This window comes from Reyranella sp. (genome assembly GCF_965228225.1).
Taxonomy (GTDB): Bacteria; Pseudomonadota; Alphaproteobacteria; order Reyranellales; family Reyranellaceae; genus Reyranella.
The window spans coordinates 3,159,648-3,181,504 of sequence record NZ_OZ245801.1 but is presented as its reverse complement, the minus strand read 5'-3'; the positions used below and the strand labels follow the sequence as shown (position 1 = coordinate 3,181,504).

Below are 21,857 nucleotides of genomic sequence, written 5' to 3'. Positions count from 1 at the left end.
CCGCGTCGCACGCGACAGCGTCAGTACCGGAAGCGGCCAGAATTGCAGCGGCGGGCGCCTTGCGTCAACGCCTCACAGACCTCGCCCGGCCGCCAGAAAGAGCCGGGCTGGACGAATAAACGAAATAAACGAAATAAACGAAACATTCGAAGCGAGAGTCGCACCCCCGAAGCAGGTATCCTGATACCGCTGCCGGTTCGATTTCGCCCGCCGGTTTCGGATACCAGCGCCCCGCTAGAGGCCGAGATAGGCCTGCCGGACGCGGTCGTTGGTCAGCAGGTCGGCGCCCGCGCCTTCGAGTTCGATGCGGCCGTTCTCCAGCACGTAGCCGCGGTCCGCGATGCGCAGCGACGCCATCACGTTCTGCTCGACCAGGAGGATGGTGAGGCCCTCCTCGTTCAGTCGGCGCACGATGCGGAACACTTCCTGCACGATGGTGGGGGCCAGCCCGAGCGAAGGCTCGTCGAACATGATGAGGCGCGGCTGGCCCATCAGGCAGCGGCCGATCGCCACCATCTGCTGCTCGCCACCCGAAAGCGTACCGGCGGCCTGCCGCCGCCGCTCGGCGAGCCGCGGGAACATCGCGAAGACGCGCTCCAGCGTCTGCTTCTCCAGCGCCCGCGCGCGCTTGGGCGTCGCACCCATCTCGAGGTTTTCGAGCACCGACAGATTGGGGAAGACCTGGCGGCCCTCGGCGACATGGCCGACCCCGGCCTCGCACACCCGGTAGGAGGGCCAGCCGGTGATGTCGGTGCCGTCGAAGCGGACATGGCCGCGCGTCGGCTTCTCGATCCCGTGGATCGAGCGGATGAGCGAACTCTTGCCCGCGCCGTTGGCGCCGACGATGGCGACGATTTCGCCCTGGGCGATTTCGAGCGACACACCGGCCAGCGCCTGGGCGTCGCCGTAGAAGAGGTCGAGGTTCTCGACCTTCAGGAGGGGGGCCCTCATGCGGGCTCCGCCTCGCCGAGATAGACGTCGAGGACGGCCTGGTGGCGGGCGATCTCGGCCGGCGTGCCCTCGGCGATCTTCTCGCCGTAACTCACGACCACGATGTTGGACGCCAGCGCCATGACGGCCCGCATGACATGCTCGATCAGCAGGATGGTGAGGCCGGTACGCCGGTTCAGCTCCTGCAGAAACGTCACCATGACGTCGATCTCGGTTGGCCGCAGTCCCGCCATCACCTCGTCGAGCAGCAGCAGCTTCGGCTCGGTGGCGAGCGCCCGCGCGACCTCGAGGCGCTTGCGGTCGGGCAAGGTGAGGCTCTCGGCCGCCTGATGCCGGCGATCGTGCAGGCCGAGCTGCATCAGAATGTCGGCGGCATAGGCACGGGCGTCGGGAAGGGCCGGCCGGCGGTGCAGGGCGCCCACCGTGACGTTCTCCAGCACGCTCAGCCCCTTGAACGGCTTCACGATCTGGAAGGTGCGGCCGACGCCCGCGTCGCAGACGAGGTCGGGCCGCAGGCCGGAGATCTGCCGCCCGTCGAGGTGCACGCTGCCGGCGTCGGGGCGGTAGACGCCGGCGATCATGTTGAAGATCGTGGTCTTGCCCGCGCCGTTGGGCCCGATGAGCGCGTTGATGGCGCCGGCCGGGACGTCGAACGAGACATCGTGCACGGCACGAAGGCCGCGGAAGCTCTTGCCGATCCCATCGAGCTCGAGCCGGGCGCCGCTCATCGCCGCTTCTCCCCGAACCCGAGGCGGTCGGCGATCCATGGCCAGACGCCGGCCGGGCGGTACATCACGATGATGAGCAGGGCGAGACCGTAGAAGATCTGCTTCAGGCCGGAGATGTGGAAGACCTCGCTGAGGTCGGTGAAGATCTCGCCCAGGCCGGTCAGCACCACGGCGCCGACGATCGGCCCGAACAGCGTCCCCAGCCCGCCGATGATCGGCGCCAGGGTGAATTCGATGGAGCGGCCCATGGCGAAGGCCGTCTCGGGGAAGAGGTTGTTGTAGTAGAAGGCGTTCCAGACGCCGGCCAGCGCCGTCAATGCCGCCGAGATCATGATCGCGATCATCTTGCAGCGCAGGACCGGGACGCCCACCGCCTGGGCCGCTTCCGGGTCTTCGCGTATGGCGAGCCAGTAGCGGCCCAGCCGGCTTTCCAGGAGGAGGCGGCAGAGGACGAAGGTGCCGGCGGCCAGCGCCAGGATCACGTAATAGAACAGCAGCGGCCCGCCGCGCAGGTTCAGGATGTCGGAGGTGGCATCGACCTTGAGGAAGAGCCCGCCCGAACCGCCGGCCCAGCCCCAATGGTCGAAGGCGATGCGCGTGAACTCGCTGAAGGCAATGGTGAGCAGCGCGAAGTAGACGCCGGCCAGCGAGAAGCGAAAGCCGAGATAGCCGACGATCGATCCCGCGGCGACGGCCGCCGCCACCGCAACGAAGACGCCGGCCCATGGACCGATGCCGTAGTGGAAGAAGAGGCCGGCGGCGATGTAGCCGCCCACGCCCGCGTAGAGGGCGTGCCCCAGTGAAAGCTGGCCGGCGAAGCCCATCATGATGTTCCAGGCCTGGCCGACGAAGGCGAAGTAGAGGACCAGGATCAGGACGGATAGGCCGTACTTGCCGAGCAGCGCCGGCGCCGCGAGCAGGAGCACGAGCAGCAGGCCGAGGCCCCACAGGGAGCGGGCGGGGACGCCCCCGGTCAGTCGCGCGAGCAATGTCATGGGCCGCTCTTGCCGAACAGGCCCTGAGGCCGCAGCAGCAGCACGAGGATGAGGATGCCGAAGCTCACCATGCTCTTCAGCGACGGCTGCAGCAGGAGACCTGCAACGGCCTCGCTCACGCCGATCAGCAGGCCGCCGGCTAGCGCACCGGTCATGCTGCCGAGACCGCCCACGATCACGATGACGAAGGCAAGCAGCGTGTATTCGGCGGCGAGGAACGGCGTTACCGGAATGATCGTGATCATCAGCGCCCCTGCCGCGCCGACGCAGGCCGCGCCCACGCCGAAGGTGAAGGCATAGAGCCGGCGGACGTCGAGGCCAACGACCAGGGCGCCGAGATTGTTGTCGGCGGCGGCGCGGATCGACTTGCCGGTGCGGGTGCGGGTGAAGAAGAGCCAGAGCAGGCCCGCGATGACCACCGCCGTCAGGGCCGCGTGAACGCGCACGGCGTCGAAGACGAAGGGTCCGAGTTCATAGGATTCGAACTGCGAGTCCATCTGCACGCCACGCGAGTCGGGACCGGCGATCACCAGCGAAACATTGACCAGCAGGATGGCGATGGCCAGCAACAGCAGGAATTGCTGATGCTCGGGCCGCCCGATGAACGGCGAGATCACCGCGCGCTGCAGCGCATAGCCCGCGCCGAAGAAGATCACGGCGATCACCGGCAGGCTGAGCATCGGCGAGACCTGCAGGTACTCGAAGCCCATCCAGGCGAGGTACATGCCGACGACCATCATCTCGCCATGCGCGAAGTTGACGACGCGCATGACGCCGAAGATCACCGACAGGCCGAGCGCCATCAGCCCGTAGACCATGCCGGTCAACAGGCCCTTGGTGATCGCCTGGGCGAGCGAGAGGAGGAAGTCGGCGGTCAACGCGCTAGTTGGCCATCAGGTGCGGCGCTTGTCGTTCCACGACGGCATCGGGAAGACGAGCGGCGCGGCGGCGGACTCGAGCGGCAGCACGACGGTGGGCTTGCGCTTGAGGTTCTCGACGGCCGTGGCCTTGATGTTGACGTTCTGGCCCTTGGAATCGAACTGGATCGGGCCGCCCACCATGACGTGCTGGTCGATCTTGATCTTGCGCAGCGCCTCCATCAGGTCGCCGGGCTTGGTCGACTTGGCGGCGAGCCAGGCCTGGGCAGCGATCAGGATGCCCTCGAAGGTGAAGCCGCCGTTGAGGTCGAGCTGGTCGTTCGGGAACTTGGCGGCGTGGCGCTTCTCGAGCGACTGCGTCATGGCCGACTTCGGATCGAGCCACGGCACGTTCGAAATCATGTACTCGCCGTACTTGCCCATGGTCTTGAGGAAGTCCTGCTCGTAGAGGCCGGGCGCCCCGGGATTGAGGACCCCCATCGGCTCCCAGCGCTGCTTCACCATCTCCTGCACCAGCAGCTTGGCGTCGTTCAGGCGGCTGACCGGCAGCAGCAGCTCGGCCTTGGTGGCCTTGGCCTTGGCGACCTCGACCGAGAGATCCTTGGCGGCGACGTCGTAGCTGATCGTGTCGACCAGCTCGTAGGGCATGTCGAGCTTGGGGAAGAGCGCCTTGATGCCGTTGATCATCGAGGTGCCGAACGTGTCGTTGACGCTCATCAGCACGGCGGTCTTGGGCGTCTTGCCCGAGATCTTGAAGATCTCCTTGTGCAGCGACAGGGCGCCGGTGATCAGCATCGGTGCGGTCGGGAAGTTGCGCACGACGAACTTGTAGCCCTGCTCGGTGATCTGCGGGGCCGCCGCGATGTTCACGACCAGCGGCACGCCGCGCTGCTCGCAGACCTGGGCGATGGCGATGGTCTGGCCGGAATCGAAGGCGCCGACCAGGATATGGCAGCCCGCGTCGATCGCCTTTTCGGCCTGGGTACGGGCCACGTCCGGCTTGGTCTCGGTGTCGTAGTTCACGATCTCGAGCTTCACCGGCATCTTCATGTCGGCGAACACGTCGTTGGCCACGTCGGCGCCGCGCTTGCACGCCTGGCCGATCTGCGCCTGAAGGCCGGACGTCGGCAGCAGCAGGCCGACCTTGAGGTTGGCGGGCGCGCCCTGGGCAAACGCCTCGCGCAGTGGCAGGGGAGCGCCCAGCAGGGCGGCGCCGGCGAGAGCCGATTGCCCCAGGCGACGGCGGGTGAAGGTGTTGCGGCCGGTCATTGCGGCTCCTCCCAAGGGTTTTTGCTGGCCGGGACTATAGAGGCTGACTTCTGCGCGTGCTAGGTCGGCCGGCATGATCCATAGCCTCGACGACCTCAATCGAGCGACTGCTGGCGAGTTCGCGGCCGCCGTTGGTGACACCTTCGAACTGGCGCCGTGGGTCGCCGAGGCCGCGGCAGCCAAACGCCCCTTCGCAACCGTCACCGCCCTGCACGAAGCGATGATGGGCGCGGTGCGCGCGGCGCCACGCGAGCGCCAGCTTGCCTTCGTGTGTGGCCATCCCGATCTTGCCGGCAAGGCGGCGCGGGCGGGGACGATCACCGAGGATTCGCGACACGAGCAGGCGAGCGTCGGGCTCGACTCGCTCTCCGAGGAAGAATTCGCGCGCTTCCATCGCCTCAACGATGCCTACAAGGCGAAGTTCGGTTTCCCCTTCATCGTCTGCGTCCGCCGGCACACGCGCGATTCGATCCTTGCCCAGTTCGAACGCCGGCTGCGCCACGATGCAGCCACCGAATTCGCCACTGCCCTGCAGGAAATTTCGTTCATCACGCGGCTGCGCCTCGCGGCCAAGCTGACCGGCGAGGGAATGCCCCGTGTAAATGGCCGCCTCAGCACGCATGTGCTCGACACACATGCGGGGCGGCCGGCGGTCGGCATCGCCATCGAGCTCTATGAATTCGCCGGTGAGCGCGCTCATCGCATTGCCACGGCCACGACCAATGCCGACGGGCGCACCGATGCGCCCCTGATCGGCGGTCGGCCGCTGCCGATCGGCCGCTACGAGCTGCGCTTCGCCGTGGGTGACCATTTCCGCAGCAGGGGCATCGAGCAGGGCGATCCGCCTTTTCTCGACATCGTGCCTTTACGGTTTTCCATTGCCGAGCCGGAGGGGCATTATCACGTCCCGCTGCTCTGCACGCCCTGGAGCTATTCGACCTATCGCGGAAGCTAGAAGTAGGAGGAGGAAAAAATGAACTACAGCGACGTATCCCTGATGATCGACGGTGCCTGGACCAAGGGCGCCAACGGCCGGACGCTCCCGGTCATCAATCCGGCGACGGAAGAAGTGATCGGCCATGTGGCCCATGCCGAGAAGGCCGATCTCGATCGCGCGCTCGAGGCGGCCGAGAAGGGCTTCCAGCAGTGGCGCAAGGTCTCGCCGTTCGACCGTTACAAGATCATGCGCAAGGCCGCCGAGCTGATGCGCCAACGCGCCGACGAGATCGCGACCATCATGACGATGGAGCAGGGCAAGCCGGTGATGGAGGCCAAGGGCGAGACCCTGTTGGCCGCCGACATCATCGACTGGATGGCCGAGGAAGGCCGCCGCACCTATGGCCGCATCGTCCCGGCGCGCTTCGAGAACGTGTACCAGCTCGTGACGAAAGAGCCGGTCGGACCGGTCGCCGCCTTCACGCCGTGGAACTTCCCGATCAACCAGGTGGTGCGCAAGGCCTCGGCAGCGCTGGCCACGGGCTGCTCGATCATCGTCAAGGGACCGGAAGACACGCCCGGCTCCTGCGCCCAGCTCATCAAGGCCTTCGTCGATGCCGGCGTGCCGGCGGGCGTCATCCAGCTCGTCTACGGCGTGCCGTCGGAGATCAGCGAGTATCTGATCCCGCATCCGATCATCAAGAAGGTGACGTTCACCGGCTCGACGCCGGTCGGCAAGCAGCTCGCGGCCCTGGCCGGCGCACACATGAAGCGCGTCACCATGGAACTGGGCGGCCATTCGCCGGCCATCGTGTTCGAGGATGCCGACGTCGACCAGGCGGTGAACATCCTGGGCGCCAACAAGTTCCGCAATGCCGGACAGGTCTGCGTCGCGCCGACCCGCTTCCTGGTGCACGAGAAGGTCTATTCGGAGTTCGTCGAGAAGTTCACCGCCTACGCCAAGAACCTCAAGGTCGGCAACGGTCTCGACAAGGACACGCGCATGGGCCCGCTCGTCGCCGAGCGCCGCCTGCACGCGATCGACGGTTTCGTGAGCGATGCCATCGGCAAGGGCGCCAAGGTCCAGACCGGTGGCCAGCGCAAGGGCAACAAGGGTTACTTCTACGAGCCGACCGTCCTCACCGACGTGCCGCTCGATGCCCGCATCATGAACGAGGAGCCCTTCGGACCGCTGGCCCCGATCTCGTCATTCAAGGATTTCGACGGCGTGATGAAGGAGGCCAACCGCCTGCCGTGGGGCCTCGCGGCCTACGCCTACACCACGAACAGCAAGACCATGACCCAGGTCGGCGCCGCGTTCGAAAGCGGCATGGTGTCGATCAATCACCATGGTCTCGCGCTGCCGGAAGTCCCGTTCGGCGGCATGAAGGACTCGGGCTACGGCTCGGAGGGCGGCATCGAGGCGCTCGAGGCCTACCTGAACACCAAGTTCATCAGCCAACTCGGCATGTAAAATCGCCGCAGCTTGCGGGAAATGGCCCTCCTCCGATCCGTCGGAGGAGGGCTTTTTCATGGAAGCGGTCGCTCTTCGAAACGGCCCGCAATCGCGGCTCGCCTTTTGGCCGTGCCGACTTATACGGGTCCCGTCTCGTTCGAGGAGCGTATGCATGAAGCGTAGAAATGTTCTGGCCGTCCTGGGCGGCCTTCCGGTCGCCGCCGCGCTGGGTTCCGGTGCTCGGGCGCAGGAAGCCTATCCGTCCCGTCTGGTGAAGATCCTGGTGCCCTTCGGTCCGGGCGGCTCCACGGACATCATCTCGCGCCTGATCGGCAAGCAGCTCGAGACCGTGACGGGCAAGGCGTTCGTCATCGAGAACAAGCCCGGCGCCACCGGCATGATCGGAACGATGCAGGTCAAGAACGCGCCGGCCGACGGCTATACGATCCTGCTGGGCTCGACCAGCACGCTGGCCGCCAATTTCAGCCTCTACAAGTCGATGACCTACGAGCCGTCGGACTTCACGACGGTGGCCGTCAACGGCACGATCGGCAATTTCATGCTGGTGAAGCCCGACGCGCCGTACAAGACGGTCAAGGAGTTCGTGGAGTACGCCAAGAAGCAGCCGAAGCCGCTCTTTTCGGGCTACGGCAACGCCTCGTCGCGCGTGCCGGCGGCCCTGTTCGAGGTCACGACGGGCGTGAAGTTCGAGGAAGTCGCCTACCGCGACGCCGTCGCCTCGATCCAGGATCTCAATGCCGGCCGCGTCGACTGCGTGTTCCCCGACCAGGTGGTGGGCGAGAGCTACGTCCGCTCCGGCTATGTCCGCGCGCTGGCCGTGACCTCGAAGGAGCGGTCTGCGCTCTTCCCGGATATCCCGGCCGTCGCCGAGACCTATCCGGAGTATGTGATCATTTCCTATTCCTGCTTCTCGGTGCGCAAGGAGACCCCGGACGACATCAAGAAGAAACTGAACCGGCTGATCATGGATGCCCTCTACGAGCCGTCGGTGATGGAACGGGTGAAGCAGCTCGGCTTCCTGCCGCCGCCGAAGGACTGGACGATCGAGCAGTGCGATGCCTTCGTAGCCAAGGAGCGCGAGGATTGGACGAAGTACATCAAGCTCGCGAAGATCGAGCCGCAGTAACACCCGGTATTGCGCCGCCGCGGCCGGACGTTAAGCTCCCGGCCGAATGAGCGGGATTGCACGGCGGAGCTTGCTGGGGGGATTGATGGCGGCCGGCGCCGGGCCGATGGTCCCGGCGCGCGCCAGCGACTGGCCGACACGCACCGTATCCTGGATCGTGCCGTTCCCGGCCGGCGGCGGCTCCGACATGTTTTCGCGCCCCATTGCGGCGCGCGTCGCCGAAGCGATCGGCGAATCGGTCGTGATCGACAATCGCAGCGGCGCCGGTGGCACGGTCGGCACCGCCGTCGCGGCGCGGGCTGCGCCGGACGGCTATACGATGCTGGTGGGCGACACCGGCCTCGTCTATGCGCCCACAATCTATCCGCGGGCCGGCTTCGACTTCCTGCGCGACTTCGCGCCGATCGCCGCCTTCGGCCGCGTGCCCTATGCGCTGGTGATCAATCCGGCGCGCGTCGACGCCGCCAATCTCGAAGCCTTCATCGAGTTGGCGAAGAAGGCGCCGGGCAGCATCGACATCGGGTCGGCCGGCCTCGGCACCGTGACCCATCTCGCCATCGGCCTCTTCGAGGGGCGCGCCGGCATCAAGCTCACCCATGTTCCCTATCGCGGTGGCGCGCCGATGCTGCAGGACCTGCTGGCCGGCCAGGTCGGCGCCGCGTTCGTGCTGGTGAGTGCGGTCGCGGGCGCCGTCCGGTCAGGCAAATTGCGCGCCCTCGCAGTCATCAACCGGCGTCGCGATGCACTGCTGCCCGACGTGCCGACGGCACATGAGGCGGGCCTGGCCGACTTCCGAATGACGACCTGGTTCGGCCTGTTCGCGCCGATCCGCACGCCCGACATCGTCCTCGACCGCATCCATGCCGCCGTCCAGAGAGCCTTGGGCTCGGACGAGGTGAAGCGGCTTTGGGCCGAGCATGGGGCGAAGGTCGAACTCGAGAGCCGCGCCGACTTCGCGAACTTCATCGGCCGCGAGGCCGAGCGATGGAGCCGCATCGCCAAGGCCGCCAACGTCCAGCTGGAGTGACGCCGATGAAGTTTACGCGGTCTCTTTCGCGACGCGCCGCCCTGGGCGGTTTGCTGGCCGCAAGCGCGGCGGGCGCCGCCGACGCCCAGCAATGGCGTCCACCGCGGTCCATGAACTGGCTGGTCCCATTCCCGCCCGGCGGCTCGAACGACCTGTTCGCACGTCCCGTCGCGGCCCAAGTCAGCCAGCGCTTCGGCAAGCCCGTCGTGGTCGAGAACCGCAGCGGCGCCGGCGGTACGCTGGGCGGCATGGTGGTGGCGCGGGCGCGCCCCGACGGCTGCACCTTGCTGGTCGCCAACAGCGGGCAGTCCTTTGCGACGGTGGTCTATGCCGAGTCGGGCTTCGATCTGGTGCGCGACTTCGCACCGGTGAGCAACATCGCCAAGGTCCCCGTCGGGCTGGTGGTCAATCCGGCCAAGCTCGACGTCAAGGATCTCGCGGCCTTTATCGCCGCGGCACGCAAGGCGCCGGACTCGATCAACATCGGCTCATCCGGTCTCGGCACCATGCCGCATCTCGCCATCGAGCTGCTGCAGCGTCGCACCGGCATCAAGCTGACGCATGTACCCTATCGCGGCGGTGGCCCGGCGCTGCAGGACCTGCTGGCAGGCCAACTCGACGCCACCTTCCAGCCGCTCAGCACGGTCGCGTCCTACGTTCAGTCCGGCCGTCTGCGCGCCCTGGCCGTTGCGACGACGAAGCGCGAGAGCATGCTGCCCGCCGTGCCGACCTTCGCCGAGGCCGGGGTGAAGGATTTCGAGGTCAGCACCTGGTACGGCCTGTTTGCGCCCAGGGCGACGCCGGCCGTGCCGCTCGATGCGCTGCATGCCGCGGTGCAGGCGGCGCTGGCCGAACCCGAGATCAAGCGCATCTGGCAGGAGCAAGGCGCCAGCGTCGACCTCGAAAGTCGCCAGGCCTTCGGCGACTTCGTGAAGGCCGAGGTCGAGCGCTGGAGCGCCATCGCCCGCACCATCGGCCTGCCGATGGAGTAGAGTTTCCTCATGTTCCTCTCACCCGCGAGGGGGAGAGGAACATGACTCAAGAATCAGGTCTGGCCGCCGCCGTTCACCTGGATCATCTGGCAGTTCACGTAGGCGCCGCCATCGGAGACCAGCAGCCCGAGCACCGAGCCGATCTCGGCGGGCGTGCCCATGCGGCCGAGCGGCACCTTGGCCATGGTCTCGAGGCGATGATGGTTCGACTCGTCGTCGTCCTCGACATCGGCCGAGATCGGGCCGGGCGAGATGGCGTTGACGGTGATGCCCTTCGGTCCGAACTCCTTGCCCAGCGCCTTTGTGAGTCCCCAGACGCCGTGCTTGGCGACCGAGACCGGGGCGCGTCCGGCATAGCCGTGCATGGCATTCATGCCGGTAAAATTGACGATCCGACCCCAGCCCTTCTTCACCATGCCGGGCAGGCAGGCCTGCGACAGCCACACGGCGGCGTCGAGGTCGACTGAGATGACGCGGCGCCAGTCGGCTTCGCTCATTTCGAGGAAGGGCTTGGCCGGGCGCAGCGCCGCGTTGTTTACCAGCACGTCGACCGAACCGAACTTGGCCATCGCCTCCTGGACCATGCGCCGGCATTCCTCGACGCTTCCAACATCGGCCATGACGACGAGCGCCTCGACACCGAGTGCCGCGGCTTCCTTCGCCACCGATTCGCAGGCGTTGCGATCGGACGAGCCGTTGATCACGACGTCGTAGCCCATCCGGGCAAGCTCCAGCACACAGGCCCGGCCGATGTTTCGGCCTGCGCCGGTCACCAAAGCTGTTCTACGCGTCGTGGCCATTCTATATCTCCCGCTTCATATGTTCAGAGGGCGTGACGTGGAGCTGAAGACAATTTTGCTCGGACAGCGCCCGGCGCGAGTCTGGACCGGCGGCACCGGTGAGGCAATCGTGCTGCTGCATGGCGGCTGGGCGGGCGCGGAAGCCTACTGGTCGACCGTGACCGACGATCTCGAACGCACGCATCTCGTCGTAGCGCCGGAACTGCCGCCGATCCACTCGCCCGAAGGCCTGCCGAGCTTCGGCGCCTATGCCTCTTGGCTCGCCGAGCTGCTCACCGCACTCGGCATCGAGCGCGCCACCCTGGTCGGCAACTCGCTGGGCGCGACGATCGCCTGGCGCTTCGCCGGCCAGTATCCCGAGCGCTCCGCCGGCCTCGTGCTGGTGAACGGCTACCAGCCGCCGGGCTACTCGAAGATGCTGCGCTGGCTTGCGGGCGAGACGCCGATCCGTCGGTTGGCGCGCGGCAACCTGCAGCGCCTGCATTTCGGTCGTGAGGTCCTGCCGCTCGCCTTCCATGATCGTTCGAACGTGCCGGCGGAGATCGCCCGGACGCTCGACACCTTCACCGCCGCCGACGCCGATCGCGTTCTCGACGTGTTGCTGTCCGGCGAGGAAGCCGCGCCACCGCCAAAGGGATCGGTCCTGCTGATCTTCGGCGAGGCCGACCGCTCGCCGGTCCTCGACAAGCACGGCGCGCGGAAGATGCGGCTGTCGCTGGAGCAATCACGGTTGGTGACGATCCCGGAGGCAGGACACCTGCCGCAGATCGAGCGCCCGGCGGAGTTTCTCCGGGCGCTGCGCGGATACCTGAAGCGTTAGACGGCGCCGCCTGACTTGAGACCCGCGATCGCGTTCGCGTCGTACCCCAGACCGGCCAAGACCTCGTCCGTATGCTGGCCGAGGTCCGGCGTCGGCTTGAGGGACTTGGGCTGCGGGTAGTCCGAGAGGTTGATCGGCTGGCCGACCACCTTGATCTCGCCGAGGGCGGGATGGTTGACCGGGCGGGCGATGCCGAGGTGCTGGACCTGCGGTTCGGCGAAGGTCATGTCGATCGTGTTGATCGGGCCGCAGGGCACGCCCGCCTTGTTCAACGACTCGATCCAGTGGGCGCTGGTGTTGGTCTTCGTCACCTCGGCCAGCCGCTCGTTCAACGCCTTGCGGTTCTGCGAGCGCAGCGCCGGCGTGGCGTGCTCGGGATGGTCGATCAGCGCCTGGGCGCCCAGCGCCAGCGCCGCGCGCTTCCACATCTTGTCGCCGGCGGCGGCGATGTTGATGTAGCCGTCGCAGGTCGGGAAGACGCCGGTCGGGATGCTGGTCGGATGGTCGTTGCCGGCCTGCTTCGCGACCTCGCCCTTCATCAGCCAGCGCGAGGCCTGGAAGTCGAGCATGAAGATCTGCGCCTCGATCAGCGACGTGTGAACCCACTGGCCCTTGCCGGTGCGCTCGCGCGTGTAGAGCGCCAGCATGATCGCCTGGGCGAGCAGGAGACCGGAGGTCAGGTCGGCGATGGGAATGCCGACCCGCATCGGGCCGCGGCCGGGCTCGCCGGTGATCGACATCAGGCCGCCCATGCCCTGGGCGATCTGGTCGACGCCGGGGCGCGCGGCGTCGGGGCCGCTCTGGCCGAAACCCGCGATCGAGCCATAGATGATGCGCGGGTTGATCTTCGCCACCGTGTCGTAGTCGACCTTGAGGCGATGCTTCACGTCGGAACGGTAGTTCTCGACGATGACGTCGGCCTTGGCGGCGAGCTTCATGAAGATCGCATGGCCTTCGGCGCTCTTGAGGTTGAGCGTCATCGACTTCTTGTTGCGGTGCAGGTTCTGGAAGTCGAAGCCGTGACGCGCCCCGCCCATCGAATCGTTGTTCTTGCCGCCTTCGGACGGGGGCGGCGGTGGTTCGATCTTGATCACATGCGCGCCCCAGTCGGCGAGCTGGCGCACGGCGGTCGGGCCGGCGCGATGCGCCGTGAGGTCGAGAACGGTGAGGTGGGAGAGGGGCAGGGCGGTCATGGGCTTTTCCTCTCGTTGCCTAGCGGCCCTTGAAGGCCGGCTTGCGCTTTTCCATGAACGCCCGACGGCCTTCCTTGAAGTCCTCGCTGTCGAAACAGGCCTCGGCCATCCGGTCGAGCTTGGCGTGGTCCTGCTTGGATTCGGGCTTGGCGATCTCGCGTGCCGCGGCCTTGGCGAGTGCAATGGTCAGCGGAGCGTTCTGGGCGATGGCGCCGGTGATGCCGTCGACCATCGCGTCCAACTCGGCATCGGCGGCGACGCCGTGCACCAGGCCCATGTCGTAGGCTTCCTTCGAGGAATACTGCTTGGCGGTGAACAGGAACTCCATGGCACGCGGCAAGCCGACGATGCGCGAGAAGCGCTCGATTCGCAGGAAGCCGTAGCCGAGGCCGAGCTTGGCGGCCGGCACGCCGAAGCGCGCGCCCTCGTTGCAGTAGCGCAGGTCGCAGCAGGCCGCGAGGTTCATGCCGCCGCCGATGCAGTAGCCGGTGATCTTGGCGATGGTCGGCTTGGGGAAGTCGTAGAGCGCTTCGTAGCCTTCCTTGGAAATCGCGTCGTAGCGGACCTGGGCCTCGGCGTTGGCGCGTTCGCTTTCGAACTTCGAGATGTCGGCGCCGGAAACGAAGGCCTTGCCGCCCGATCCGCTGACGACCAGGCAGCGGATCTCGGGATCCTGGGCGAAGTCCTTCAGGATGCTGACGAAGCCGTCCCACATGTCGAGCGAGACCGCGTTGAGCTTGGCCGGGTTGTTGAAGACGACGTGGCCCACGGCGCCGTCGCGGCGACCGATGATTTTCTGTTCCTGCATACCGGCAATCCTTCCAATGAGGCGGCGAATATAGCCTGCGCCGGCCGATTTGAATAAGGTGCGAACCAACCGGGAGGAACCGTGGCCTCAGTCGAACTGAAGGGCCTTTCCAAGCACTACGGCGCTGCCGTCGCTGTCGACGACGTTTCGCTGCGTGTGGAACATGGCCAACTCGTCTGCCTGCTCGGGCCCTCGGGGTGTGGAAAGACCACTACCCTGCGCCTGATCGCGGGCTTCATCGAGCCTTCGGCAGGCGAAATCGAGGTCGGTGGCAAGGTCCTGTCCTCGCCTTCGCGAACCGTGCCGCCCGAAGGCCGCAAGATGTCGATGATCTTCCAGAGCTACGCGCTCTGGCCGCACATGACGGTGGCGGAGAACGTGGCCTACGGACTCAGGATCCGGAAGCTCGACCGTGCGACGATCGATGCCAAGCTGAAAGCGATCCTCTCGACCGCGCGTCTCGAGGCCCTGGCCGAGCGCTATCCCGGCGAACTGTCGGGCGGCCAGCAGCAGCGCGTGTCGCTGGCGCGCGCGCTGGTGGTGGAGCCCGAGACCTTGTTGCTCGACGAACCACTGTCCAATCTCGATGCCAACCTGCGCGAGGAGATGCGTTTCGAGATCCGCCGCCTGCATGACCAGTATCGCTACACGACTGTCTACGTCACCCACGACCAGGCCGAGGCCATGACCACGGCCGACCTGATCGCGGTGATGAACAAGGGCAGGGTCGAGCAGCTAGGGTCCCCGGAAGAGATTTACGCGAGGCCGCGTTCGGAATTCGTGGCACGTTTCATCGGCGGTTCGAACGTGCTCGCGGCGACCGCGCTCGACGAGAGCCGCGTCTCCGTGGCCGGCGCGGTCCTACGCACGACCGGACGAAAGCTGGCCGCCGGCCGGCCGGTGGCCGTGTCTGTCCGCCAGCACGAGATCGCCATCGACCTCGAGGCGCCGCCGTCGGGGGCGGAGAATCATCTGCACGGCGTGGTGACGCGGCAGGTCTTCCTGGGCGCCACGCGCGACTACACGGTCACGCTCGACGACAAGACCGAGTTGCGCGTCACCGCGCCGCCGGGGCGCAACATCGCAGTCGGCCAGGCGGTCTGGCTGCATCTGCCGGCGGAACAATGCCGGGCTTTGGCGGAGGAATGACCATGACGAGGAAGCTGACGCGACGCCATGTGCTTGCCGCCTCGACGGCGATGGCCGCGGGTTCGTTCATCACGCCGGTGCGCGCGGCGCCGCCGGAGCCGACGAAAATCACGCCGGCGCTGATCGACGCGGCAAAGAAGGAAGGTAAATTTTCCTGGTACACGTCGGTCGACCTGGCGCTCGGCGAAAAGGTCGCCAAGGCTTTCGAGGCCAAGTATCCGGGCATCACCATGAAGGTCGAGCGCTCGGGTGCGGAGCGCAACTTCCAGCGCATTGGCCAGGAGTTCCAGAACAAGATCTATAACTGCGATGTCGTGAACAGCTCCGACGCCGCGCATCTCATCGTGTGGAAGCGGGCCAGGATGCTGGCGCCCTTCGTGCCGGAGGATGTCGCGCAGTATTTCCCGGCGGCGCACAAGGACCCCGACGGCATGTTCGCCTCGTGGCGCATCACACTGTGTCCGATCGCCTACAATACAAAGCTGGTGAAGGCCGAGGACGCGCCGAAATCCTATGCCGACCTGCTCGATTCGAAGTGGATGGGCAAGATCGTCAAGGCGCATCCAGGCTACAGCGGGACCATCATGACGGCGACGCAGCAGCTCAGCCGCGACCTCGGCTGGTCGTGGTTCGAGAAGCTTTCCAAGCAGAAGGTCATGCAGGTCCAGTCGGCGACCGAGCCACCGAAGAAGATCGCGCAGGGCGAGCGGGCGGTCATGGCCGACGGCAGCGAATATGTCGCCGAGGACCTGAAGACGCGCGGCGAGCCGGTCGAGATCGTCTATGCCAGCGAGGGCACGCCGCTGGTCACCGGACCTTCCGCGGTTATGGCCAATGCGCCCAACCCCAACGCGGCGCGCCTGTTCCAGGCCTGGTCGATGACGCGCGAGGCGCAGCAGCTCAACATCGACGTCGGCGCGCTGCGTTCGGCGCATCCCCAGGCCGTGGACCGAGCCGACATGAAGAAGTTCGCCGACATCAAGAAGCTGAAGGAAGAGGCGAGCGTCGTCGCCGACCAAGCCGACGCGATCAAGGCCCAGTACGTCAAATACTTCAAGGTGTAGCCCATGCGCCGTCGTCAATTCGTCGCCGCCGCCGCGGCTTCCACCGTCCTCGCGCCGCTCGGCGCGCGGGTCCTGTCCGCAGCGCCACCAGCGACTGCCATCACGCCGGAGCTGATCGAGGCGGCGAAGAAGGAAGGCAAGGTCACCTACTATACGGCGATGGATCTCTCGGTCGCCGAGCCGATGGCCAAGGCCTTCGAGGCCAGGTATCCCGGCATCAAGGTTGCAGTCGAGCGTACCGGCGCAGAGCGGCTGTTCAACCGCATCGGCCAGGAAGTCGGCAGCAACATCCGCCGGGTCGACGTCGCCAACAGCTCCGACGCCGCGCACTTCATCGTCTGGAAGCGGCAGGGCTGGCTGGAGCCGTTCCTGACGCCCGACATGGCAGAGAACCTGCCGGCCGACCAGCGTGACGCCGATGGCACTTTCGTCAACCAGCGTACGCACCTGTCGGCCATCGCCTACAACACGAAGCTGGTGAAGCCAGAGGACGCGCCCAAGGGCTTCGTCGACCTGCTCGATCCGAAATATTCGGGCAAGCTGGTGAAAGGCCATCCGGGCTATTCCGGCACCATCATGACGGCGACCCAGCAGCTCGCGAAGGCGCTGGGCTGGGAGTATTTCGAGAAGCTCTCCAAGCAGAAGGTGCTGCAGGTCCAGTCGGCGACCGAGCCGCCCAAGCGCATCGAGGCCGGCGAGCGTGCCATCGCCGTCGACGGCAGCGACTATCTCTTCTGGATGGCCAAGGAGCGCGGCTCGCCGATCGAGGTCGTGCATGCGGTCGAGGGCACGCCACAGATCTCCAACCCGATGGCGATCTTCAAGGCATCGCCCAATCCCAATGCCGCGCGCCTGCTGGTCGGCTGGATCATGTCGCCGGAGGGCCAGGAGTTCATCGTCAACGTGAGCGGCCAGTATCCGGCGAACAAGCTGGTGAAAGCCAAGGCCGGGCGGCCGGCACTGGCGTCGATCAAGACGCTGCCGGAGGATCCGGTCGAGGTCGAGAAGCAGGCGGACGAGATCAAGTCCCGCTACCAGCGCTACTTCAAGGTATGACCCGCAGCTTCGACCTGTCGCGGCCCGTTCTGATCGCGGTCGCCGCCCTGCTGGCGGTGATGATCGTGCTGCCGGTCGGGTGGCTGCTGATCGTTAGTCTGACGGGCAAGGATGGCGGCATAACGCTCGCCAACTTCGTGGCGCTGTTCACCGATCCCACCTTCGTCGATCCGCTGATCACCACGCTCATAATCGCCAGCTCGGTGAGTACGATCTGCTGCCTGGTGGCTGCGCCGCTGGGCTGGCTCGTGGCGCGGACCGACATGCCGTTTGCGCGCACGATCCGCACGCTGGTGATGGCCTCGCTGGTGACACCGCCTTTCGTCGGCGCCATCGCCTGGGAAATGCTGGCGGCGCCCAATTCGGGGCTGCTGAACCAGCTCTGGCGCCTGCTCAGCGGCATGCCGTCCGATGAGGCCTTGTTCGACATCTACAGCCTCGGCGGGCTGATCTTCGTCATTGCCTGCTACACGTTCCCCTATGTCTTCATTCTGGTCGCCAATGCGCTCGACCGCATGCCGGGCGAGCTGGAGGACGCGTCGTCGATGCTCGGCGCCAGGACATGGCAGACCGCGCGCCTAATTACGGTGCCGCTGGCGCTGCCGACCCTGCTGGCCGGCGCGCTGGTTGCCTTCCTGCAGGCGCTGAACCTGTTCGGCTCGCCCGCCATCCTCGCCATTCCCGCCGGCTTCCACACGCTCACCACGCGCATCTGGAGCCTGTTCCAGTTCCCGCCCAAGCCGGAACTGGCCGCGGCGGCCTCGGTCCCGCTGCTGGTTCTGACCGTGCTGCTGCTGCGCGCCCAGGCGATGGCGCTCGGCCGGCGCGGCTATGCGGTGCTGGGAGGCAAGTACGGTGCGCCGCGCCCCATCCGGCTGGGCTGGCTGCGCATCCCCGCTGTGATGGTGGCGCTGTTCATCCTCGCCATGCCGCTCTTCCTGCCCTACGCGGCGCTGTTCAACTCCGCCTTTTCGCGCGTGGCTTCGCGCATCGTCGGGCCGGAAACGATCACGCTGCACAACGTGAAATTCACCTTCCTCGAGCTGAGCTCCACGATGCCGGCTTTGAAGAACACCTTCCTGCTGGCGACGGCCTCGGCCACGCTGGGCGCACTGCTGGCGCTGATGATCGCCTATATCGTGGCGCGCAAGGCGGTGCGCGGCTATCGCGTGCTGGGCTTCCTCGCCACGGCGCCGCTCGCGATTCCGGGCATCGTGCTGGGCGTCGGCCTGTTCCTCGCCTATACGCGACCGCCGCTCGCTCTCTACGGCACCTTGTGGATCCTGCTGATCGCCTTCGTGACGATCGAACTGCCGGCCGCTTACCAGCAACTCGGGTCTGCCTTCCATGCCGTGCATCCCGAACTCGAGGAGGCGGGCCGCATGCTGGGCGCCACGCGCCTGCGCACCTTGGCCGATATCACCGCGCCGCTGCTTCGCTCCGCCGTGATCGCGACCTGGTGCTTCATCTTCGTCGCCACCATCCGCGAACTCTCCGCCGCGGTGATTCTGTTCACCTCTGAAACGAAGGTCCTCTCGGTGCTGATCTTCGACCTGAAGGAGAGCGGCGATGTCGGTGCCATCGCGGTCCTCAGCCTGACGATGGTGGCGATCACCACAGTCGTGGTCGCCGGCGCCAGTCGTCTGCAGGGAAGAGCACAAACACGGCCAATGTGACGTTCAGTTTGTCAAGCGGGTGACGTGGAGCGCCAATCGGGTGACAATGGCATGACCGACGCATGCCCACCCCAGAGGTCCTGGACCGGGATGGGTGTTCCCTGAACATTTCCGGGAAGGAAAGCCCACGAATGCTCTTCGCTCGCTATTTCCTGATTGTCCTCGTCGCCGGCATCTTCGCGCTGGATATGCCGCAGGCCGTTGCCCAGCAAATGGTCAGCGTGGCGCGCGAGGAAGTGAACCTGCGTTCCGGTCCGGGAACACGCCATTCTGCCGAATGGGTGCTGGGCAGGGGCTTCCCCCTGAAGGTCGTCGGACGACGCGGCGACTGGCTGCAGGTGCAGGATTTCGAGAACGACAAAGGCTGGGTTCTCCGGACGCTGACCGGCAAGACCGCGTATCACATCGTGAAGGTCAAGACCGCCAACGTGCGCAGCCAGCCGAGCACGTCCGGCCGCATCGTCGGCAAGGTGTCCTATGGCGACACGCTGAAGACCCTCGAGCGCAGGACGGGCTGGGTCAAGGTTCAGCGCGACGGCGGAATCCGCGGCTGGATTTCCCGGCAGTTGCTCTGGGGCTGGTAGGAACTGTGTCGGTTGGCGGTCGTCCTCAATTGAAGATCGCCACCTCGTCGACCGTGACCGGTTTTGCGAGCAGGCCGAGCTGCACGAGCGTCTTGATCGTGGCTTCCCAGCCCGCGCGCGTCTGTGTGCCGGTGGGCGGGCCGGAGAGCTGCTGCGAGACCGTGGCGATGCTGCGGTCGACGTAGCGCGGCGCCAGCCGCGGGAAGATGCGGGAGAAGTGCAGCGCGGCATCGCCCGGTCGCTCCCGGACCATGTTGTAGCCTTCCTGGACCGCCTCCGCGACCTTCTGCGCGATCTCGCGCCGGGCCGGATCGGCCCAGGCGGCATCGTTGACGATGAGGTTCAGGCTGTAGGCCCTCACGCCGAAATCGGCCAGGCGGACCATCATGATGTGGCGCCCTTCGGCGATCAGTTCCGAGGGCGCCATCTCGTCATAGTCAATCAGCGCGTCGACTTTCTTCTCGACCAGGTCGTAGGCATTCCAATTGACCGTCTTTTCCTGGATCTTGCTGCGGTCGAGCCTGTTGGCCACGACCAGGGCGCGGAATTCCTCGTTGGTAATGCTGCCGGGGACGAGCCCCAGTGTCTTGCCGTAGAGGTCGCGCGGGTGGGCGATGCGGTCCTCGCCGCGTGTGTAGATCACGGTCGGTGTCTTGGCGTAGTAGACGGCAAGGCTCTTGATCGGCTGCCCCTTCGAGCAGGCGATGGCGGTGGCGATGCCGCTCGATGAACCGATCCAGTATTGCTTCCCGGAACCGATCATCTCCGCCGATGAGATCGCGCCCTGCGTCTCGGCGAAGGTCACCTCCAGGCCGCGCCGCTCGAACGCGCCCATCTCGCGGGCGAGAAAGAAGCCCGCGTAGGTCGGCAGGGCCTTCCAGTCGAGCAGGATCTCGACTTTCTGCGGGACGTCGGGCGGGGTCTGCGCGACAGAGGAAAGGGAAGGCAGGAAGGTCAGTGCGGCGGCGAGGACCAGTCGACGGCTGGCACGGGTCATGTCGGCATCCTGAATCGGCGTCGGGCGGGAGGAAACATCTCATACCTCATGTGCCGGGGTGGGAGCGAATTCCCTTCGGCTGCGTTCTCCGCCCCGTGGAAACGCTCCCTGTCGAAACCCCCTCATACTCCGGCCGCATACGGCGGCTGCTGACTGAGACCGTCGAAGGATATATCGGCGACGATGCCTTCAGCCGGGGCGCCGCGATTGCCTATTTCACATTGTTTTCCCTGGCGCCCGTGCTTCTGCTCGTCATCGCGGTTGCCGGGTTGGTGTTCGGACAGGAGGCCGCGGAGGGGGCCGTCGTCGAGCAGCTGAGCGGGCTGATGGGGCGCGAAACGGCGGAAGCGATGCAGGCGATGATCCGTAGCGCCAGCGATCGGATGACGGGCCTCGTCGCCACCGTGATCGGCCTGTTCACCATCCTGTTGGCCGCCAGTGGCGTGTTCGGCGAAGTTCAGTCGGCGCTGAATGCCATCTGGAAGGCGAAACCCAGGGACTCCACCATGTCGCGCCTGCTGCGCGCCCGGCTCGCCAGCTTCGGCCTGGTCATCACGCTGGGTTTCGTCCTGATGGTGTCGCTGACGCTGAGCGCCGCCCTGACGGCCTTGGGCAAGTTCCTGAAGTACACCTTTCCGGCTGCCGAGGTCGCGGTGCAGGCCGCCGATCTGCTGATATCGGTTCTGCTCATCTCCAGCCTGTTCGCGATCATGTACAAGGTGCTTCCGGAAACGCCCATCCGCTGGCGCGACGTCGCGGTGGGGGCTCTCGCCGCGACCGGCCTCTTCCAAGGCGGCAAGTATTTGATCGCCTTGTATATCGGACAATCCAACGTGGCCTCGAGCTTCGGCGCGGCCGGCGCGCTGATCGTCCTGCTGCTCTGGATCTTCTATTCGGCGCAGATCTTCCTGCTCGGTGCCGAGTTCACGCGTGCCTGGACGCATGTCTACGGCGCGCGCTGCAACGAAGTGCCGGCTGGTGGTGTCGAGCAGGGCGCGAAGCGGCGCTAGCTCGAGATCGCAAAGCCAACCACGAGGGCCACCGTGCCGCCCAATCCCAGGATGACGCCAAGAGTCGGCATGTGGCCCACGAAACCCAGCGCCATGCACACCAAGACCAGCACGATGTGGAGGGCCGCAAAGAGGACCAGCTTGCTGAAGCCCTGATAAGTCTGCTCATGCGCCCGCAATTCCTCTGCGGGGGCGCTGTCGGATGCGACGATCTTCAAATTGGTGCTGGCCATCGCGAAACTCCCAAGTGAAGCTCGACGCCCAACGCGGCGCGATCCAGGGCGTTGCCATGCGAACACCATCGCTTCAGGTGTCCCGCGG

The 21,857-nt window shown here is 66.3% G+C and carries 22 protein-coding genes; 12 read left to right on the top strand and 10 right to left on the bottom strand.

Annotated features, from left to right (window positions below):
• Positions 1–234: 234 nt before the first annotated feature.
• From ACO07K_RS15375 to ACO07K_RS15355, 5 genes are read right to left on the bottom strand one after another with little or no spacing between them, the layout of a single operon-like run.
• Complete coding sequence (locus tag ACO07K_RS15375; RefSeq protein WP_422029250.1) at positions 235–951, bottom strand: ABC transporter ATP-binding protein; 717 nt, start codon at positions 949–951, stop codon at positions 235–237.
• Positions 948–1,679, bottom strand: a complete 732-nt coding sequence (locus ACO07K_RS15370; protein WP_422029248.1) for an ABC transporter ATP-binding protein — start codon at positions 1,677–1,679, stop codon at positions 948–950. Before ACO07K_RS15370 ends, ACO07K_RS15375 begins: the two co-directional genes overlap by 4 nt.
• A complete protein-coding gene (locus ACO07K_RS15365) occupies positions 1,676–2,674 on the bottom strand; it encodes a branched-chain amino acid ABC transporter permease (RefSeq protein WP_422029246.1) in 999 nt (332 codons plus the stop codon). Before ACO07K_RS15365 ends, ACO07K_RS15370 begins: the two co-directional genes overlap by 4 nt.
• Complete coding sequence (locus ACO07K_RS15360) at positions 2,671–3,552, bottom strand: branched-chain amino acid ABC transporter permease (protein ID WP_422012474.1); 882 nt, start codon at positions 3,550–3,552, stop codon at positions 2,671–2,673. Before ACO07K_RS15360 ends, ACO07K_RS15365 begins: the two co-directional genes overlap by 4 nt.
• Before the next feature lie 15 nt (positions 3,553–3,567).
• Positions 3,568–4,821: an ABC transporter substrate-binding protein gene (locus ACO07K_RS15355; RefSeq protein WP_422029244.1), complete on the bottom strand. Its 1,254-nt coding sequence runs from the start codon at positions 4,819–4,821 to the stop codon at positions 3,568–3,570.
• Positions 4,822–4,894: 73 nt separating this feature from the next.
• Between ACO07K_RS15355 and uraD the strand changes: the two genes are divergently transcribed.
• The 5 genes from uraD to ACO07K_RS15330 all read left to right on the top strand — a co-directional run bounded on the left by uraD (position 4,895) and on the right by ACO07K_RS15330 (position 10,379).
• The gene (gene uraD / locus ACO07K_RS15350) at positions 4,895–5,776 is read left to right on the top strand and encodes a 2-oxo-4-hydroxy-4-carboxy-5-ureidoimidazoline decarboxylase (RefSeq protein WP_422029242.1); all 882 of its coding nucleotides are present in this window, start codon (positions 4,895–4,897) and stop codon (positions 5,774–5,776) included.
• 18 nt (positions 5,777–5,794) lie between these two features.
• A complete protein-coding gene (locus ACO07K_RS15345) occupies positions 5,795–7,231 on the top strand; it encodes an NAD-dependent succinate-semialdehyde dehydrogenase (protein WP_422029240.1) in 1,437 nt (478 codons plus the stop codon).
• A gap of 154 nt (positions 7,232–7,385) precedes the next feature.
• Entirely contained in the window at positions 7,386–8,360 is a 975-nt protein-coding gene (locus ACO07K_RS15340; protein WP_422029238.1) for a Bug family tripartite tricarboxylate transporter substrate binding protein, read from the top strand.
• A gap of 85 nt (positions 8,361–8,445) precedes the next feature.
• Positions 8,446–9,387, top strand: coding sequence for a Bug family tripartite tricarboxylate transporter substrate binding protein (locus tag ACO07K_RS15335; protein ID WP_422029236.1), 942 nt, complete (start codon positions 8,446–8,448; stop codon positions 9,385–9,387).
• Positions 9,388–9,392: 5 nt separating this feature from the next.
• A complete protein-coding gene (locus ACO07K_RS15330) occupies positions 9,393–10,379 on the top strand; it encodes a Bug family tripartite tricarboxylate transporter substrate binding protein (protein ID WP_422029234.1) in 987 nt (328 codons plus the stop codon).
• Between the two features lie 53 nt (positions 10,380–10,432).
• Here the strand turns inward: ACO07K_RS15330 and ACO07K_RS15325 are convergent, their stop codons facing one another.
• Positions 10,433–11,179 (bottom strand): SDR family NAD(P)-dependent oxidoreductase, encoded by a 747-nt coding sequence (locus ACO07K_RS15325; protein WP_422029232.1) that lies wholly within the window; start codon positions 11,177–11,179, stop codon positions 10,433–10,435.
• 37 nt (positions 11,180–11,216) lie between these two features.
• Between ACO07K_RS15325 and ACO07K_RS15320 the strand changes: the two genes are divergently transcribed.
• On the top strand, positions 11,217–11,999 hold the full coding sequence (locus ACO07K_RS15320; RefSeq protein WP_422029230.1) for an alpha/beta fold hydrolase: 783 nt from the start codon (positions 11,217–11,219) through the stop codon (positions 11,997–11,999).
• Here ACO07K_RS15320 and ACO07K_RS15315 read toward each other — a convergent pair.
• Complete coding sequence (locus ACO07K_RS15315) at positions 11,996–13,192, bottom strand: CaiB/BaiF CoA transferase family protein (RefSeq protein ID WP_422029228.1); 1,197 nt, start codon at positions 13,190–13,192, stop codon at positions 11,996–11,998. The two genes, ACO07K_RS15320 and ACO07K_RS15315, sit on opposite strands and share 4 nt — an antisense overlap.
• 19 nt (positions 13,193–13,211) lie before the next feature.
• Complete coding sequence (locus ACO07K_RS15310; RefSeq protein ID WP_422029226.1) at positions 13,212–14,000, bottom strand: enoyl-CoA hydratase; 789 nt, start codon at positions 13,998–14,000, stop codon at positions 13,212–13,214.
• 81 nt (positions 14,001–14,081) lie between these two features.
• Here ACO07K_RS15310 and ACO07K_RS15305 point away from each other — a divergent pair, with 81 nt between their 5' ends.
• The 5 genes from ACO07K_RS15305 (at position 14,082) to ACO07K_RS15285 (ending at position 19,529) form a co-directional block, all read left to right on the top strand.
• Complete coding sequence (locus ACO07K_RS15305; RefSeq protein WP_422029224.1) at positions 14,082–15,149, top strand: ABC transporter ATP-binding protein; 1,068 nt, start codon at positions 14,082–14,084, stop codon at positions 15,147–15,149.
• A 2-nt stretch (positions 15,150–15,151) separates the two neighbouring features.
• Entirely contained in the window at positions 15,152–16,213 is a 1,062-nt protein-coding gene (locus tag ACO07K_RS15300) for an ABC transporter substrate-binding protein (protein ID WP_422029222.1), read from the top strand.
• A 3-nt stretch (positions 16,214–16,216) separates the two neighbouring features.
• Positions 16,217–17,269, top strand: a complete 1,053-nt coding sequence (locus tag ACO07K_RS15295) for an ABC transporter substrate-binding protein (protein WP_422029220.1) — start codon at positions 16,217–16,219, stop codon at positions 17,267–17,269.
• Complete coding sequence (locus ACO07K_RS15290; RefSeq protein WP_422029218.1) at positions 17,266–18,945, top strand: ABC transporter permease; 1,680 nt, start codon at positions 17,266–17,268, stop codon at positions 18,943–18,945. Before ACO07K_RS15295 ends, ACO07K_RS15290 begins: the two co-directional genes overlap by 4 nt.
• Positions 18,946–19,076: 131 nt before the next feature.
• Positions 19,077–19,529 (top strand): SH3 domain-containing protein, encoded by a 453-nt coding sequence (locus ACO07K_RS15285; RefSeq protein WP_422029216.1) that lies wholly within the window; start codon positions 19,077–19,079, stop codon positions 19,527–19,529.
• Positions 19,530–19,554: 25 nt separating this feature from the next.
• Here the strand turns inward: ACO07K_RS15285 and ACO07K_RS15280 are convergent, their stop codons facing one another.
• Positions 19,555–20,526 carry an ABC transporter substrate-binding protein gene (locus ACO07K_RS15280; RefSeq protein ID WP_422029214.1) on the bottom strand — a complete coding sequence of 324 codons (972 nt, stop codon included), beginning with the start codon at positions 20,524–20,526 and terminating at the stop codon, positions 19,555–19,557.
• A 95-nt stretch (positions 20,527–20,621) separates the two neighbouring features.
• Between ACO07K_RS15280 and ACO07K_RS15275 the strand changes: the two genes are divergently transcribed.
• Positions 20,622–21,536, top strand: a complete 915-nt coding sequence (locus ACO07K_RS15275) for a YihY/virulence factor BrkB family protein (RefSeq protein ID WP_422029212.1) — start codon at positions 20,622–20,624, stop codon at positions 21,534–21,536.
• Here ACO07K_RS15275 and ACO07K_RS15270 read toward each other — a convergent pair.
• Positions 21,533–21,769, bottom strand: coding sequence for an aa3-type cytochrome c oxidase subunit IV (locus ACO07K_RS15270; protein ID WP_422029210.1), 237 nt, complete (start codon positions 21,767–21,769; stop codon positions 21,533–21,535). The genes ACO07K_RS15275 and ACO07K_RS15270 overlap by 4 nt on opposite strands.
• Between the last annotated feature and the right edge of the window lie 88 nt (positions 21,770–21,857).

Bases quoted from the DNA above. Each gene is read 5' to 3' on its own strand.
- ACO07K_RS15285 (WP_422029216.1), top strand. From the start codon at position 19,077: ATGCTCTTCGCTCGCTATTTCCTGATTGTCCTCGTCGCCGGCATCTTC.
- ACO07K_RS15270 (WP_422029210.1), bottom strand. From the start codon at position 21,769: ATGGCCAGCACCAATTTGAAGATCGTCGCATCCGACAGCGCCCCCGCA.
- ACO07K_RS15310 (WP_422029226.1), bottom strand. From the start codon at position 14,000: ATGCAGGAACAGAAAATCATCGGTCGCCGCGACGGCGCCGTGGGCCAC.
- ACO07K_RS15370 (WP_422029248.1), bottom strand. From the start codon at position 1,679: ATGAGCGGCGCCCGGCTCGAGCTCGATGGGATCGGCAAGAGCTTCCGC.
- ACO07K_RS15300 (WP_422029222.1), top strand. From the start codon at position 15,152: ATGACGAGGAAGCTGACGCGACGCCATGTGCTTGCCGCCTCGACGGCG.
- ACO07K_RS15375 (WP_422029250.1), bottom strand. From the start codon at position 951: ATGAGGGCCCCCCTCCTGAAGGTCGAGAACCTCGACCTCTTCTACGGC.
- ACO07K_RS15325 (WP_422029232.1), bottom strand. From the start codon at position 11,179: ATGGCCACGACGCGTAGAACAGCTTTGGTGACCGGCGCAGGCCGAAAC.
- ACO07K_RS15290 (WP_422029218.1), top strand. From the start codon at position 17,266: ATGACCCGCAGCTTCGACCTGTCGCGGCCCGTTCTGATCGCGGTCGCC.
- uraD (WP_422029242.1), top strand. From the start codon at position 4,895: ATGATCCATAGCCTCGACGACCTCAATCGAGCGACTGCTGGCGAGTTC.
- ACO07K_RS15295 (WP_422029220.1), top strand. From the start codon at position 16,217: ATGCGCCGTCGTCAATTCGTCGCCGCCGCCGCGGCTTCCACCGTCCTC.
- ACO07K_RS15335 (WP_422029236.1), top strand. From the start codon at position 8,446: ATGGCGGCCGGCGCCGGGCCGATGGTCCCGGCGCGCGCCAGCGACTGG.
- ACO07K_RS15365 (WP_422029246.1), bottom strand. From the start codon at position 2,674: ATGACATTGCTCGCGCGACTGACCGGGGGCGTCCCCGCCCGCTCCCTG.
- ACO07K_RS15315 (WP_422029228.1), bottom strand. From the start codon at position 13,192: ATGACCGCCCTGCCCCTCTCCCACCTCACCGTTCTCGACCTCACGGCG.
- ACO07K_RS15330 (WP_422029234.1), top strand. From the start codon at position 9,393: ATGAAGTTTACGCGGTCTCTTTCGCGACGCGCCGCCCTGGGCGGTTTG.
- ACO07K_RS15340 (WP_422029238.1), top strand. From the start codon at position 7,386: ATGAAGCGTAGAAATGTTCTGGCCGTCCTGGGCGGCCTTCCGGTCGCC.
- ACO07K_RS15345 (WP_422029240.1), top strand. From the start codon at position 5,795: ATGAACTACAGCGACGTATCCCTGATGATCGACGGTGCCTGGACCAAG.
- ACO07K_RS15280 (WP_422029214.1), bottom strand. From the start codon at position 20,526: ATGACCCGTGCCAGCCGTCGACTGGTCCTCGCCGCCGCACTGACCTTC.
- ACO07K_RS15355 (WP_422029244.1), bottom strand. From the start codon at position 4,821: ATGACCGGCCGCAACACCTTCACCCGCCGTCGCCTGGGGCAATCGGCT.